This is a genomic window from Sphingobium wenxiniae (assembly GCF_007830065.1).
Lineage (GTDB): Bacteria > Pseudomonadota > Alphaproteobacteria > Sphingomonadales > Sphingomonadaceae > Sphingobium > Sphingobium wenxiniae.
In genome coordinates this window covers 16,833-29,984 of record NZ_VLKK01000014.1, presented here as the reverse complement: position 1 = coordinate 29,984, position 13,152 = coordinate 16,833, and the positions used below count along the sequence as shown (strand labels likewise).

At 65.2% G+C, this 13,152-nt stretch carries 16 protein-coding genes; 2 read left to right on the top strand and 14 right to left on the bottom strand.

Annotated features, from left to right (window positions below):
• Positions 1–249: 249 nt before the first annotated feature.
• Together IQ35_RS15660 and IQ35_RS15655 are read left to right on the top strand one after the other, a co-directional pair.
• Positions 250–573 (top strand): type II toxin-antitoxin system PrlF family antitoxin, encoded by a 324-nt coding sequence (locus IQ35_RS15660; protein WP_145074709.1) that lies wholly within the window; start codon positions 250–252, stop codon positions 571–573.
• A gap of 12 nt (positions 574–585) precedes the next feature.
• Positions 586–1,050 carry a type II toxin-antitoxin system YhaV family toxin gene (locus IQ35_RS15655; protein ID WP_145074706.1) on the top strand — a complete coding sequence of 155 codons (465 nt, stop codon included), beginning with the start codon at positions 586–588 and terminating at the stop codon, positions 1,048–1,050.
• Here IQ35_RS15655 and IQ35_RS15650 read toward each other — a convergent pair.
• The 14 genes from IQ35_RS15650 to IQ35_RS15585 all read right to left on the bottom strand — a co-directional run bounded on the left by IQ35_RS15650 (position 1,047) and on the right by IQ35_RS15585 (position 13,150).
• A complete protein-coding gene (locus tag IQ35_RS15650; RefSeq protein ID WP_145074703.1) occupies positions 1,047–1,469 on the bottom strand; it encodes a hypothetical protein in 423 nt (140 codons plus the stop codon). The two genes, IQ35_RS15655 and IQ35_RS15650, sit on opposite strands and share 4 nt — an antisense overlap.
• On the bottom strand, positions 1,459–3,405 hold the full coding sequence (locus IQ35_RS15645; RefSeq protein ID WP_158636676.1) for a type IV secretory system conjugative DNA transfer family protein: 1,947 nt from the start codon (positions 3,403–3,405) through the stop codon (positions 1,459–1,461). Before IQ35_RS15645 ends, IQ35_RS15650 begins: the two co-directional genes overlap by 11 nt.
• The gene (virB11, locus tag IQ35_RS15640) at positions 3,405–4,430 is read right to left on the bottom strand and encodes a P-type DNA transfer ATPase VirB11 (RefSeq protein ID WP_145074699.1); all 1,026 of its coding nucleotides are present in this window, start codon (positions 4,428–4,430) and stop codon (positions 3,405–3,407) included. Before virB11 ends, IQ35_RS15645 begins: the two co-directional genes overlap by 1 nt.
• 30 nt (positions 4,431–4,460) lie before the next feature.
• On the bottom strand, positions 4,461–5,816 hold the full coding sequence (virB10, locus tag IQ35_RS15635) for a type IV secretion system protein VirB10 (protein ID WP_242003367.1): 1,356 nt from the start codon (positions 5,814–5,816) through the stop codon (positions 4,461–4,463).
• Complete coding sequence (virB9, locus tag IQ35_RS15630) at positions 5,813–6,679, bottom strand: P-type conjugative transfer protein VirB9 (RefSeq protein WP_145074696.1); 867 nt, start codon at positions 6,677–6,679, stop codon at positions 5,813–5,815. Before virB9 ends, virB10 begins: the two co-directional genes overlap by 4 nt.
• Positions 6,676–7,365 (bottom strand): VirB8 family type IV secretion system protein, encoded by a 690-nt coding sequence (locus IQ35_RS15625; protein ID WP_145074693.1) that lies wholly within the window; start codon positions 7,363–7,365, stop codon positions 6,676–6,678. The genes virB9 and IQ35_RS15625 overlap by 4 nt, the downstream gene beginning before the upstream one ends.
• Before the next feature lie 2 nt (positions 7,366–7,367).
• Positions 7,368–7,745 carry a hypothetical protein gene (locus tag IQ35_RS15620; RefSeq protein ID WP_145074690.1) on the bottom strand — a complete coding sequence of 126 codons (378 nt, stop codon included), beginning with the start codon at positions 7,743–7,745 and terminating at the stop codon, positions 7,368–7,370.
• Between the two features lie 13 nt (positions 7,746–7,758).
• The gene (locus IQ35_RS15615) at positions 7,759–8,826 is read right to left on the bottom strand and encodes a type IV secretion system protein (RefSeq protein WP_145074687.1); all 1,068 of its coding nucleotides are present in this window, start codon (positions 8,824–8,826) and stop codon (positions 7,759–7,761) included.
• Between the two features lie 3 nt (positions 8,827–8,829).
• Positions 8,830–9,114 (bottom strand): EexN family lipoprotein, encoded by a 285-nt coding sequence (locus IQ35_RS15610; protein WP_145074684.1) that lies wholly within the window; start codon positions 9,112–9,114, stop codon positions 8,830–8,832.
• Positions 9,114–9,752 (bottom strand): type IV secretion system protein, encoded by a 639-nt coding sequence (locus IQ35_RS15605; RefSeq protein WP_206751997.1) that lies wholly within the window; start codon positions 9,750–9,752, stop codon positions 9,114–9,116. Before IQ35_RS15605 ends, IQ35_RS15610 begins: the two co-directional genes overlap by 1 nt.
• 76 nt (positions 9,753–9,828) lie before the next feature.
• A complete protein-coding gene (locus IQ35_RS15600) occupies positions 9,829–12,228 on the bottom strand; it encodes a VirB4 family type IV secretion/conjugal transfer ATPase (protein WP_145074678.1) in 2,400 nt (799 codons plus the stop codon).
• Positions 12,221–12,559: a VirB3 family type IV secretion system protein gene (locus IQ35_RS15595; RefSeq protein ID WP_158636674.1), complete on the bottom strand. Its 339-nt coding sequence runs from the start codon at positions 12,557–12,559 to the stop codon at positions 12,221–12,223. Before IQ35_RS15595 ends, IQ35_RS15600 begins: the two co-directional genes overlap by 8 nt.
• A 10-nt stretch (positions 12,560–12,569) precedes the next feature.
• Positions 12,570–12,836, bottom strand: a complete 267-nt coding sequence (locus IQ35_RS15590) for a TrbC/VirB2 family protein (protein ID WP_145074675.1) — start codon at positions 12,834–12,836, stop codon at positions 12,570–12,572.
• Positions 12,836–13,150, bottom strand: a complete 315-nt coding sequence (locus IQ35_RS15585) for a TrbC/VirB2 family type IV secretion system protein (protein WP_242003365.1) — start codon at positions 13,148–13,150, stop codon at positions 12,836–12,838. The genes IQ35_RS15590 and IQ35_RS15585 overlap by 1 nt, the downstream gene beginning before the upstream one ends.
• Positions 13,151–13,152 lie beyond the last annotated feature (2 nt).

The following is a 13,152-nucleotide window of genomic DNA, read 5'->3' as shown; positions in this document are numbered from 1 at the left end:
CGATGCTCAGTAACGTGAACAAGCGTTAGCATATTAAACCGACGGCAGGTTTCGACGGACGGCTTTCTGATCGCATGCGACAGCAATTAAGGCGGTTGCGTCCATTCTTCCACAGGCATTCCGCCAATTCAAGAGCATTGCTCGGTCAGCTGTTCTGGGGGAGGCGAAAGGCTGTGGATCGGATTTACCGATTCCAGCTTGATAAGGTAAGGAATATACATTACCTTATGCGCCGTAACGGAGGCACACATGGGCGTCGCAATCGAAGAGTTCAGCACGATCACCGCCAAGGGCCAGACCACCATCCCCAAGGCGGTGCGGCAGGCGCTGGGCGTCGATTACGGCGGGAAGATTGCCTTTCGCGTCGACAAGCGCGGCGTGACCGTGGTGCGGGTCGAGGAGGATGAGGACCCGGCCATCGGCCGTTTTCTCGAATTCATGGCAAGTGATATCCGCAAGCACCCCGAGACGATCAAGGCGCTGTCGCCCGATCTCGCGGTTCGGATTGCGGCGTTGACCGAGGGCATGGATATGGATCTCGACGCTCCGATCGACGGCGACGTTTCACTCTAGCCGCGCCGCCCGATGACCACTGTCAATGGCTGGACGCTCTATGCGCATCCGCTTTTCCTGGGTCAGCTCGAACGCCTGATCGAGGTGGTGGCGAAGAAAGCGAAGAAAGGTCCCAAGGGGTACACCGCCTCGGCCGATGCAAAACTGCTCGCCGCTTTGCGCAAGCTGATGTTCGAAGTAATCCCGATTGATCCGGCGCGGCCAGAGTTTCGCCAGGGCGGAACTCTTGGCCCCGACCGCAAGCACTGGTTCCGCGCCAAATTCGGCGGCGGGCGGTTCCGGCTGTTCTTCCGTTATTCGTCGAGCGCAAAGATTATAATCTTCGCCTGGGTCAACGACCGCGTCACCCTGCGCACCTATGGCGCGAAGACCGATGCCTATGCAGTCTTTGCCAGCATGCTCGATAAAGGGAACCCGCCCGAGGACTGGACAGAGCTGATGGCGGCGAGCCAGGAACTGACGTCCGACCAGGGCTAACGCTCCCTCCCGTCCTCGCGCATGGATTGCTCACCGCGCCGATGCGCCTCGGCCGCCGCATCGCGTTCGTGCGTGGCGCTGCGCACCTGCGGCGGGCTGATCACCTGACCGCGCTCGAGTGATTTTGCCACGGCTTCACGCGCGGCCTCCTTCATCCGCGCGGCCTCGGGGGTGGCATGGCCGTATTTCGCCTCGATGCTCGCATCGAGGGCGGCGATCATCTTCGCGCCGCCCGCCATGCGCTGGTCGTTCAAACGCTCGGCCTGGCTCATCGCCCGAAAATCCTGGGCGAGCTGGCGGTTCATCGCATCGCGTGCAGCGTCGCGGGCGCCATCATGGCGTTCACCTGGCCGCGATGCCGGGACCGGCTTCGCCTCTCCCTGGCCCGAACCCGCACCGTCTGTCCTGTCATCCGCCATTTCGTTTCACCTGACCCAGCATGTGAAAGGCATCCGCCGCCGCATCCGTACCTGGCGCAGCCGCGGCGACATTCTCAAAATCTTCTACCTTGCAGCGCAACCCCAGCTCCTGAAAGAATCCCACGGCCTTGCGGGGGTCGCCACCATCGGGGAGGTCTTCAAGGGCAAACCCCACAAGCTCGCCATGGGCGACGCCCTTGAGGACCTCGCTGTCGCTCATCTCGCGCGTGCCATCGCCCTCATTTCCGCCACCCCCCTGCACCTGCTGGATCACCGCGAGCGAGCGCCGCGCTATGGCGGGATCGAAGGGACGGGCGGGAACCACGGGCGGCGCGATGGCAGACTTCCGGCGCATCCACCGGTCCTTGTAATAGCGGATCTTGCGCCCCTTGAGCGGACGGATACCGGCGCGCAGCACGATCACCTCCTCCTGCGACATCAGCAGCAGTTCCTGCGGCAGCACCAGCGCGCGGCGCTGGTCGGAGGTCGAGACCGAGCCTTCGAATGCTTCCCACACCCGTCGCGACCGGCTGCGCGCCTCGTAAGTGTAGTTGCCGAGGCGTTCGGAGATTTCCCTGGCGACGCGGTTGTCCTTGGGGGTGAACACCAGTTCGACCCCGCAGTTCTGGACGATCTCGCTGGTCACGTCCTCGCCGTAGACATCGCGCAATTGGCCGCGCGCCTGGATCACCGGCAGGAGGCGGATGCCGTAGCCCGCGACATAGGAAAAGCCCGAGGCGATGACATTGGCCCGGCCCATCCGGGCAAATTCGTCGAGGAGGAGAAGGAGTTTCAGCGGATGCTTGCCGGCCTTTGGATCGGGCAGTTCGCGGACATTGAGATCGATGAGCTGCTGGAACAGCAGATTATAGATGTCGGCCACACGCTCCATATTGTCGGGCGAGACGCCGAGATAGAGCGAGATCGGCCGCGAGCGGAAGTGGCGCAGGTCGAAATCCGATTCCGAAGTGGCGGCATCGACATAGGGGTTGAGCCAGAGGTTGATCTTGGCCGAGACCGACTGGCGGATCGAGGTGAAGGTGTTGGCCGAACTGCTGATCCAGTCGCTGAGCGCTGACACGCACGGTTCGGAAAGCGGATCGCCGTTTGCCGCGCGCTGGCGGATGATCACCGGAAAGCGCGCCTTGGCGTCGCCGGCGCTGAAATTACGATAGACCTCGCCCATGGTGAAGGGGAGGTCCGGCGTTGCGGCAATATAGGAAGCAACACCCAGAAACGCGGTGCGCGCGCTGTCCATCCAGAAGCTTTCGCCATCGGATGGCGGCGGCCAGAGCATCGCGGCGATCTTCTGCAATTCGTCGATGACTTCGACCGGGTTGGTGCGGTCGATATGGGCCAGCGGATTGTAGCGCGCGGTGCGTCCTTGCGGGTCGAGCGGATCGAACAGCCAGACCTCGTGGCCGAGCTGCTTTCGCCAGCCCGCCGATTTCTGCCAGTTCTCCTGTTTGACGTCGAGCACCACCACCGAATCCGCCCAGGTGAGGAGATTGGGGATGACGACGCCGACACCCTTGCCGGCGCGGGTCGGGGCTTCGAGGAGGACGTGCTCGCTGCCGCCGAACTGGATGAAATCGCTGCCGCTGCGCCCCAGCAGCAGGCCTTCGCTGTCCATCAGCCCTGCGGCGCGGGCTTCGCCGCGCCGCGCCCAGCGCGCTGACCCGTGCAGGCTGTCGCGGCGGCGCAGCACGATCATTCCCACCATGAGCGCGATCAGGGCGGCCGCTCCGCCAACGCCCTTCGCCAGCCAGCCCATCACAAAGCCATTATGACGATAGAACCAGAAATATTCCGGCATGCGCCACAGTTCGAGATCGCTGCGCAGCTGGCCCATCGCGGTGACCGCGATGAGGCCGCCAAGAACAAGCGCGGTCAGTAGCGCAAGGATGCCATAGATCGCGATGTGCCGCCGCTCCATCAGCCGGCGCCCTTGTCCTCGCCGCCGGCGGTCCAGGGACCTCCTGGTGGGTCGAACCAGATTTCGGTGACGAGGAAGCGCCCGTCCACTTTCTTGCACTGGACCACGACGTCGACCAGCAGATGGAGGAGATCGAGAATATCGCGGCGTTCCAGATCGCGCCCGCCTTCCGATTCCTTGACCAGCAGCGAGAGCTGCTCGAAGGCGAGCGCGGCGGAATCGGCATGGACCGTGGTGATCGAGCCGGGATGGCCGCTGTTGACATTGCGCAGGTAGAAGAAGGCGGTGCCGTCGCGCAGTTCCTGGAGGAGGATGCGGTCGGGCCGCATGCGCAGGCTTGCCTCGAGCAGGGCCTTGGCACCGACCTGCGCCTGACCCTGGCCGTCCTTGGAATAGAGGAGGTGCACCGCATTGCGGTGCGGCACGACGAGTTCGCGGGTGTCCTCGATCGTCAGCAGCCGCTCACCCGCCGGAATGAGCTGGATCAGCGCCTTGGAAAGGGTGGTCTTGCCCGAGCCCGTCGCCCCGGAAATAAGGATGTTCTTGCGCGCGGTGACCGCCATTTCGAGGAATGCGGCCCACTTGCCGTCGCGCTTCAGCGCCAGCAGGGCCTCGTCGGCGTCGGAATGGCGCCCGCGCGCCTCGCGGGTCTGGCTGAAGAGGCCGCCCGCTTCGAGTTCACCCAGCCCGAAAGTGCGGCTTGAAGGCTTGCGGATGGTGATCGAATAGAGCCCGAGATCGCAGGCGGGCGGGGCGACGATCTGCACGCGCTCGCCGGTGGGCAGGCTGGTCGAGCAGATCGGCATGGACGCGCTCACCTTCTGCTTGGTGAAGTTCGCCATCGCGTTGGCAAGGGTTTCGAGCCAGGGCACGCTGAGTTGCGGGCAATCGGCCCATTGCCAGCCTCCGCTTCCTTCGACGCCGACCTCACCGGGCCGGTTGATGACGAGTTCGGTGACTTCGGGCGCATCGAGCAGGCCGCGCAAGGGTGCGAGATGGTGGAGGAGGATGGACTGGTCGTACATCAGCGCTTCATGTCATCGGGCATCGGGGCATCAGGGTTTTAGCCGCAGCGAATAGACGCTGCTGAAATCGACATCGCGCGCGACCATGATGGTCATTTCCCCGCCCTGGGCCGCACGCAGGCGCGGCTTCACCCCCATGCCGTCCTGCACGGCGCCCTGCGCTGCCGTATTGGGCGCCTGGATCGTTTGCGTCACACCGGCGAGGTTGTTGGTGGCCGCCGTGCTGGCATCGCCGACGATCGAGAGCAGCAGCGCGCCGCCGAAGCGCTCCCAGAAGAAGGTATCGACCTTGCCGCCCATGCCGGCGCGGCCGAGCTGGTCGGCGGCGGGCGAGGAGAGCGCGACCGAAATGCCCGACGGGGTGATCGCCCGGTTCCACAGCACGAAGATCCGGTTCTGGCCGCGCGAGAAGCCGCCCTGATATTCGCCGAGCACGCGGGTGCCCTTTTCCATCAGGATGACATTGCCATTGGTCGACCAGACATCCTCGGGGATGATGCAGCTCGTAAGGCCAGGCTGGGTCGAATCCATCGCGGTCTGCAAGATGCAGGGGATCTGCGCGCCGGCGAGCACGAGGAAATTGCGGTTGCCGACCTTGCCCGCGTCAACCTTGCCGATCGCCATGCCGCCGAGCTGGCGCTCGAGCGGGGTGCCGCCGCTGCTACCCTCGCCATCGGCGCTCGCCGGGGTCCGGCCATCGGGTCCGACCCGCAGATTGCTGAAGGGTCCGGCATTGGCGGGCGACCCATTGGCCGCGCTGCCCCCGGCCATGATCGCACCGGGTGAGACAGCCATAACCGGCGCGCGCCGCATCGCATCCTGCCGCGCCTGTTCGCGCGCGGCCGCGGCTATGCGGGCCTGGCGTTCCTGTTCGAGGCGCTGTTCGATTGGACTTGCGCCGCCGCGTCCCTCGATCGCCGGAACGCTCGTTCCCTGGCTCAAATCCTGGCCTGGCCCATCGGCCATGATCGGATTGCCGAAGGGGTCGGTTCCGACCTGCCGCATGGCCCCCGAATTGCCCTGATCGACGACGATCGCGGCAGCAGGTTCCTTGCGCCTGTCCCCCTGGTCGCTTGCCAGCGCGAATGTCGAATTGTCGACCTTCTCCTTGGCCTCATCTGGCTGCGTCGACATCGAATAGACGAGGAAGCCGGCGAAGGCCGCGACCACGACCGCGCCCAGCATGCCGGCATTGCCCATCGCCTTCAGCCGCCCGCGCGGATTGAACGCGCCGCGATCGACTTCGGGGCGCAGGCTGTTGGCATCGTCAAGCGTGCGCTGGTCGATGCTGGTATCATCGTAAGTCAGGCCGCGCCGGACCTCGCCCGGTGCTGGTGCCTGTTCTGACCCTGCTGCGGGCGGCAATGCCTCGTCCGGACTGCTCATGGCCTGCCTCCCTCAATCTGGCGCTCGACCTCGGGTGAGGACGTGCCCGACGAGGTGTCCGGCCCGTAGCCGGCGGGCGCATTGTTCCAGATGCAGGCGATCGCCTTGCCGCGGCGCAGACGGAACTCCTTAGCCACCCGATGGATGACCACGAATTCGCCGCGCACATCGTAGGGCACGACCGCTTCGCTGCCATCGGGGAGCACGGTGAAGATCGCCGGGATGGGCTGGTTGCGCGGAAAACGCAGCACCGTGAACTGGCCGTTGTCGGTCACTTCCGACGGGGCGAGGTCGGCGGACCCCGCAACCGAATAGTCGAGGTTGCGCTTGCCCTCGAGCGCGCCGGCCTCAAGCGCCAGCTTGACGCCGCCGGCCTCGACCAGCAGCATCTGGAGCCGGATCCGGTCGAGTTCGGCCTGGCGGCTTGCCAGTGCTTCTTCCTGCGGATAGCGGAAGCGGATGACGAACTGGGCATTGCTGCCGCTGCGGATCGCCCCGCTGCGTGCTGAAAGCGCGAAAGTATAGGTCCGCGTCAACGTGCCCTGGCGCGTCACGACAATGAGATTGGTGTCGGGCGCGCGCTCGCGCGGCTTGATGAAGAGGGCATTGTCGGCAGGGGCCACTTCCCAGCTGATCGTATCGCCGAGCGCGACGCTCGCAATCGTCTCGCCGGGTCCGAACACAATCTGCGAGGCGGTGCGGAACACGCCGTTGATCTTGACGACCTCATCCTTGTTGTAATCGACATAGCGGATGCGCGAATCGTCGGGGCCGCTGCGCGGTGTGGTTTCCGCCAAGGCAGGCATGGCGGCGAGCACGGCGATCGCGGCCCATGCTAGGCGGAGCGTGCCCCGCGCGCTCATTGCCCGATCTCCGGGTCGGCGCGGTAGCTTTCGACCTGAAAGCCCAGCGGGTTGTCGAGGCGTCCGGCCTCGCTTGTCGGCCGCTCGACATATTTGAAATTGATCGTCGCCAGCCAGTAGTTTGCCTGATCGGGCGCGTTGCCGGGCCGCGAGACGGTCTTGACGAAACGCACCTGCGCGACGTTGGGGCTGATGAAGGCGATATTGCGGATCGCCGCGGTCACCACCTGGCCCTGCTGATAGACGTTATAGGGGCTCGCCGGGTTCTGCGGGCGGCGGGCGGCGGCGAGTTTTTCCTGCTCCTGCGGCGCGGAGAGCGAAAGGACCGCTTGCGTCATCTGCGGGGCGGCCGCGAGATTCCAGCCCTCGCGGCTGCGGACATAGGCGGCGAGGAAATATTTGTTCACCGCTTCATCGACGGTGACATCGCGGGTGCGGTTGAGCCTGGTCACCACATCGACCGCCCCGGTTTCGCGGTCGACCCGGATCACATAGGGCTCGACCGAGGTCAGCGGCGCGGCGATATGCCAGACCAGCATGGCCATGCCGAAGGCGACGCCGCAGCCAGCTATTATATAGGCGATCCGTTTCTGGCGCGCCGCCTCGCGCGCGCGGTCGAAATCCCACGCCCTCGCTTCCGCGAAATATTTGTTGAGATCGTCCTTCGACTTTACCCCCAGCGCCATGGTCAGCAGCTCCCGGTGGCGGGCGCGCCGGGCTGGCTCCGCAGCGAGATCGGCCGTGCCCTGGCGCCGGGCGCCGGGGCAAGCGCGGGCACCGACATGTCGCTGCCGCTCGCTTTGCCCGTGCCGCTTTCGAACAGCATCACTTTGCGCTCCTCCGGCACCGTGCCATCGGGATTGGCCGTGCCGATAACGGCAGCGTTCAGCAGCACCGAACCATTGGGATTGGCGGGGCGCGCCGCGCCGCGCGAACAGCCCTTGGGCGGCGCCTTCGCGGCCTGCCGGTCGGTCGCGCAGCCGGTCATCGTCAACATCGCGCCTGCCAGCAGGCTCAGTCCTGCCCATCGGCGCGCGTGGGGCGCGCTCCCTCTAATACTCGCCACTCCCGGCCTCCCGTTATCTTGTCCGACTGGTCGATGCGCCGCCCATGCTGGTGCGCCCGCCCCCGCTGCCGCCTCCACCGCCAGTTCCACCGCCGCTGGCGCTGGCGAGAAAGGCGGCGCGGTTGGCGCTCTGGCGCGCCAGCGACCAACCGGCGGCATTGCCCACCCCGCGCGCTAGAGAAATCGGCGCGCGATTGGCGCGCGTCATGATCTGGCGAGCCATGGTCGTGGGGTAGAGCGCGGCAAGGAAGCCCGCGCCCGACGAACCGCCGCCGCCCGCAAAGGAGCCGATCGCCTGTGCCTGCATGATGAGAAAGCCGCCGACGAGGATGACGACAAGCTGGGCGACCATGGCGATCAGCGTGGTCCAGGTATCCCCGCCCGATCCCGCTGCCAGTGCCGAAGGCATGGCATTGACCAGACCCACCACCAGCACCAGCGCGAGTGAGACGGCGGCGGTCTGGATCGCATAGTTCAATACCGCGCCGAGCCAGGAGAAGAACAGGCCCGAGGAGGAAGGAAAGATCAGCGCGCCCACGAATATCGGCATGGTCGCGATCGTCACGAACAGCCCGAACTTGATGAACAGCACCATGACCATGGCGAGCGCGGCGATGATATAGGCGATGACGAGGATCAGGATCACCATGAACCCGGTCGCGAGATTGGGAATGGTGATCGGGATCCACGAATTGCCCTCGAACCAGGGCGGCATCGCGTTGTGGAGCGAGAGCGCCGGATTGACCGCGTTCTGCACAAAGGAATCGAACGAGGCGTTGAGTGCGCCCCCGCCGAGCGCGGCGGCGAGCTGATCGGGCGCGCTTTGCGCCGCGGCGGCAATCTGCGGCGCGAGGCTCGAGGTCGCGGCGAGGATCACGAGATAGCATTTGAGCCAGGTCCCGAGATAATTGCCGAAGGGCTCGTTCGAGGCGCCGCGCATCACCGCGAATCCGACGATGACCAGATTGATCGCCATGGCCGTCTGCAAGGGCGCCGAGACCAGTCCTTGCACGGCTGCGTATTTGCCCGCCAGCGTTCCGGTTATCGAGCCTTCGAGCATGGTATAGATCTGGTCGAGCACGGCCTATCGCTTCCCGTTCCAGCTGGGCCACATTGACCCGTCCTCGATCTTTTTCTGGGTGGCGGCCTGCGCCCGTGCAAAATCCTCTGCGCGTAGCGCTTTCAGCGCGAGGGCCGCATTGCCGCAGTCCTCGCCGACAGCACCATTAGCCATGCAACGGGTCTCGACCTCTTCGGCTTCGGCGCGGTGCGCCTTGTACCAGTCGACTGACTTTGCCTGCTGGCAGGCGACTAGGCAGGACGCGGCAAGCACGACGGCGGCGACCAATCTGACGCGCCGCGCGGCCATCACTGGCCTTCCCATCTGGGCCAGAGCGCGCCGCTGTCGATGTTTTGTTGGGTTTTCCGTTGCGAGGCGGCGAAGGCTTCCTGCGCATCGAGTGCCGCCCTGGCGCGCGCCGCCTGTTCGGCCGCCATCAGTTGCAGCATCCGGTTGCTGACCTGCGCCCCCTCGATCGTCGCGCGCGCCTCGATATCCTGCGACTGGCGCAGCGTCGTGGCCGTGCCAAGCGCCGTGCCGAGCTGGGTGAGCCCCTTCGATGAGGCATCGCTGCTTTCGAGCAGATATTCGCCGTAGGCCTGCTGCGCGGCATTGGTCGAGGCGGCTTTCGTGAGGATCGATTGCGTAGCCCCCAGCGCCTGGTCCATGCCGCCGAGCGAAAAATCACGGGCATCGAGCAAGCCTCTCGCCTGGTTGCCGATCGCGCCCAGGGTGGCGAGATCGGCCGAGACCAGCTGCACCGAATTCTGCATGCCCTCGGGCACCACGGTCTGCAGCAGCGGATTGTTGAGAAGGTTCGAGACATCGCGGATATTTGAGACCGAATTGACCTTGGCGTAGAAGTCCTGCGCGGCCTGGAGCTGCTGGAGCGTGTTGCGTGCCGTCTGGAGTGCCTGCGCGATGGCGCGCACGTCGACAACCGCCATCTGCGCCGAAGCTGCGGTCGGAATGGCGAGCGCAGCAAGCGCGGCCAGAGCAGTGCCGATAAGTCTCGTCTTCATATCATTCTCCCCATTCGCTGCGCCCGGCGCTCCGCCAGCGCCGTTTGAAGTGCGGTAGCCAGTCGGCGGGATCATCGCCGTGCTCGGCGCGCAGTTCATCGAGCAGGGCGACGGTGCCCTGCCGGCCCGACAGCACCGCCAGTTCGTCGTCCATTCCGTTCAAATCGAGTTCTACCACCACCGAATCGTGGCCCTGCTTGACCAGGAAGCGCCGGCTTTCCGGCGACAGATCGATCTTGATCAGCCGGAATTCCGCCTCGGTGAGGTTGAGACCGCCCACATAGTCGCGCGCCTGCGCGTTGGGATTGGGCAGCAGGATCTTGGTCGCGCATTGCTCGATGATCGTCTCGGCAATGTCGGATTTGAGCGCATCGGCCGGCGACTGGGTACCGAACATCATCATCGCATTGCGCTTGCGGTAGGTCTTGAGCCCGTCGCGCGCGAAGCCCCGGAACGCGGGATCGCCGAGCGCCTTCCAGAATTCGTCGATATCGATGATCGCAGGCTTGCCGTCGATAATGTCGTCGAGCCGGTGGAAGAGGTAGCTCATCAGCGGCGGACGGATCGCGTCGTTTTCGAGAAAATCGGTCATGTCGAAGCCCATCAGCCGGGCATCAAGCGCCAGCGTGTCGGCCTCGTTGTCGAACACCCACCCGAATTCGCCGCTGCGGGTCCAGCGATCGAGCCGCGCGCCGATCCCTTCCATGCTGGTCTGGTCGAGCTGCGAGCGCACCGCGGCAAGCGAGCGCAGTTCGCGCGGCAGACGCCACACCGCCTCCAGCGCTTGTGACAATTGGTAGAGATCGACGGGCGACAGTTCGCCCTTCTCTGGCGTCACGAGCTGGCGCAGCCAGGCGCCGAGAAACTCCTTGTTGCGCGGGGTGTCCTCGAGCGCCTTCAAGGGCGCGAAGCCCGAGACCTCGCCGCTGCGCAAGGTGAGGTAGGTGCCGCCCGCCGCGCGCACGAAGATTTCCGCGCCCCGGTCCTTGTCGATGAAGGCCATGCGCGCGCCGGTCTTTTCGGCCTCGGCCAAAAGGAAATTCTGGATGACCGTCTTGCCCGCGCCGCTCGGTCCCAGAATCAGGGTATGGCCAACGTCGCCGAAGTGGAAGTTGAAGTAGAACGGTGAATTGGCAGTCGTCTTGACGAGGGCAATTGCGTCGCCCCAGTGATTGCCCTCCCGGCTTCCGACCGGATAGGTGTGCATCGGGGCCAATGCGGCAAAGTTTCGCGAATTGATCGTCGCGGGCCGGGTGCGCCACTCGAAATTGCCCGGCAGCATCGACCAGTAGGCGGCCTCCAGCGCCAGATCCTCGCGCGCGGCGACGATCCCGCTTTCCGAAAGCGCGGCGCGCGCCACGCTCATATGTTCGGCAAGGATCTTCGGGCTCTCGCCGAAGACCGCGAGCGCGAGATGATGTTCGCCCGCGACCGAGCGGTTGGACTGGAGATCATCCATCAGCCCTTCGAGTTCGGCCTGCTGGCTGAAGGCGGCATCGTCGGTGGCGCTCATCTGCGCGCGTTTGCGCCGCGCGGTCTCGATCCCCATCTGCTTGCCGAGGAAGGCGAAGCCCTGGGCGAGCACGAATTCGAAATTGGCTTCGAGGAGCGCATTGAGCTGGCCCGGGAAGGAGCGGGCCGCATGTTCGCGCACCGCGAGGATGCCGCCGCAGCGCGATCCGCCCGGCTCCCTGATCTCGAACAGTTCCGCGCCGAAGATGATCCGGTCGGAATAGATCGCGCGCCCGAGATGCCCGCGCACGATCGGCACCCGGCGACGGTCGGCGGTCATGATCCGCTGGAGGAGTTCCATCGGCGCGCTGAAGAGGAGGCCGTTGTGCTCATAGGTCCGAAGCAGCCGCGCATTGACCCGACCGAACAGCTTTTCGGCATCGCGCAGCACATCGCTGAAGGTCTGGACAATATCGTCCTCGGCTTCCTCGGCGCTATCGCGCCGGAACAGCGAGAACACCGACGAGGCCGCCTTGTCGGCAACGCCGACGGCAGGCCGGTAGATGAGGGTGAGGAAATGTTCGTTGACGAACATGCGTTTGGCGAGGACGCGAGCGCGGTAGGCAGCGTCGAGATCGCGCGCGAAATCGGATCGGAACGTGCCGTCGGGATAGTCGCGCTCGATCCGGCGCACGGTATGGACCATCACCGCGAGGCGTTCGTGGGCGAGGGTGCGCCAGGCGCCGTTCAGCTTTTCGTGCCAGTCGTTGATCGTCGCGATGTCGGCGGTCTCGAAGGCGATGCCGTCAAGCGCGAAGACCGCCATATATTCGCCGTTGTCGAGCGCGATGATGTGATCATTGACGTGGCGCGCGTAGGGCAGGAATTTCGCCGGATCGCGTTCGAGTTTCCGGGCGAGTTTGCCCTTGAGAACCGGCGCCTTAAGCATCGGCAAAGGTCTTGCGCTTGATCCCGACCACCGGCAGCGGCGAATAGCTCGATCCGCCCCAGACCAGCTTGTTGGGCGCGCCCGCCTTGGTGCGCCCGTAGAGGAACAGGATGCGGAACATGTTGTAGTCGCTGCGCACGATGAGGCGGGCCGCGCCCAATAGCGCGCCGCCGATCGCCAGCCCCCAGATCGGATTGCCGAAGACCATCAGCACCATAACCGAGACAAGGCCGATTGCCATCGTCGCCTCGACCGGCACGCCCAGCCACAGCGTCGGGCGCGTGAGGGCGAGGAACAGCGGGTCTTCGGTCAGATAGACGGGTTCGGACACGACTCCCTCCTCATGTCAGCAGGGCGGCGATCGCCGGCGCTGCAAGGATGATGATGAAACCCGCGGCCCAGAGCGCCAGCGTCTGCCGGTCGCCATGTCCGGCCATGAAGAAGTAGCCGGCGATGACCAGCGCCAGGGTCGCGAAGACAATGCCCGCCGCGATCATTTTGGTGGCCATCGACGATGCCTGCGACGAAGCCGAGGCGACCTGCGCCGAGGCGCACGCGGACCATGCGAGGCTCGCACCAAGCAGCGGCCAGGCGCGCCATTGGCGCATCAGGTGCCGCTGATCGTCGAGACGATCCAGCCTGCGCCAAAGACGATGAAGCAGCCGACCATGATCGAGCCCAGCAGCGCCTTGTTGCCGTGACCGAAGAAGAACATGAAGCCGGCAATGACCAGCGCGATGATCGCCAGCGTCTTGGCGATCGGCCCGGTCAGCATGTTGAGGATGCTGGTCAGCATCGAATCGACCTGGGTCTGGTTCATGCCCTGCGCCCAGGCCGGAACCGGGGCGGTCGCAAGCGCGGCAAAGGCCATGGCCAGCGAAATGTTCCAGCGATTGCGGGTTATGGTGAGCAGTGTCCTCATGT

Coding starts and splice junctions, on each gene's coding strand:
- IQ35_RS15660 (WP_145074709.1), top strand. CDS start 250: ATGGGCGTCGCAATCGAAGAGTTCAGCACGATCACCGCCAAGGGCCAG.
- virB9 (WP_145074696.1), bottom strand. CDS start 6,679: ATGAGCGCGCGGGGCACGCTCCGCCTAGCATGGGCCGCGATCGCCGTG.
- IQ35_RS15645 (WP_158636676.1), bottom strand. CDS start 3,405: ATGGAGCGGCGGCACATCGCGATCTATGGCATCCTTGCGCTACTGACC.
- virB11 (WP_145074699.1), bottom strand. CDS start 4,430: ATGTACGACCAGTCCATCCTCCTCCACCATCTCGCACCCTTGCGCGGC.
- IQ35_RS15605 (WP_206751997.1), bottom strand. CDS start 9,752: ATGGCGGTTGTCGACGTGCGCGCCATCGCGCAGGCACTCCAGACGGCA.
- IQ35_RS15655 (WP_145074706.1), top strand. CDS start 586: ATGACCACTGTCAATGGCTGGACGCTCTATGCGCATCCGCTTTTCCTG.
- IQ35_RS15610 (WP_145074684.1), bottom strand. CDS start 9,114: ATGGCCGCGCGGCGCGTCAGATTGGTCGCCGCCGTCGTGCTTGCCGCG.
- IQ35_RS15625 (WP_145074693.1), bottom strand. CDS start 7,365: ATGGCGCTGGGGGTAAAGTCGAAGGACGATCTCAACAAATATTTCGCG.
- IQ35_RS15585 (WP_242003365.1), bottom strand. CDS start 13,150: ATGAGGACACTGCTCACCATAACCCGCAATCGCTGGAACATTTCGCTG.
- IQ35_RS15650 (WP_145074703.1), bottom strand. CDS start 1,469: ATGGCGGATGACAGGACAGACGGTGCGGGTTCGGGCCAGGGAGAGGCG.
- IQ35_RS15590 (WP_145074675.1), bottom strand. CDS start 12,836: ATGCGCCAATGGCGCGCCTGGCCGCTGCTTGGTGCGAGCCTCGCATGG.
- IQ35_RS15600 (WP_145074678.1), bottom strand. CDS start 12,228: ATGCTTAAGGCGCCGGTTCTCAAGGGCAAACTCGCCCGGAAACTCGAA.
- virB10 (WP_242003367.1), bottom strand. CDS start 5,816: ATGAGCAGTCCGGACGAGGCATTGCCGCCCGCAGCAGGGTCAGAACAG.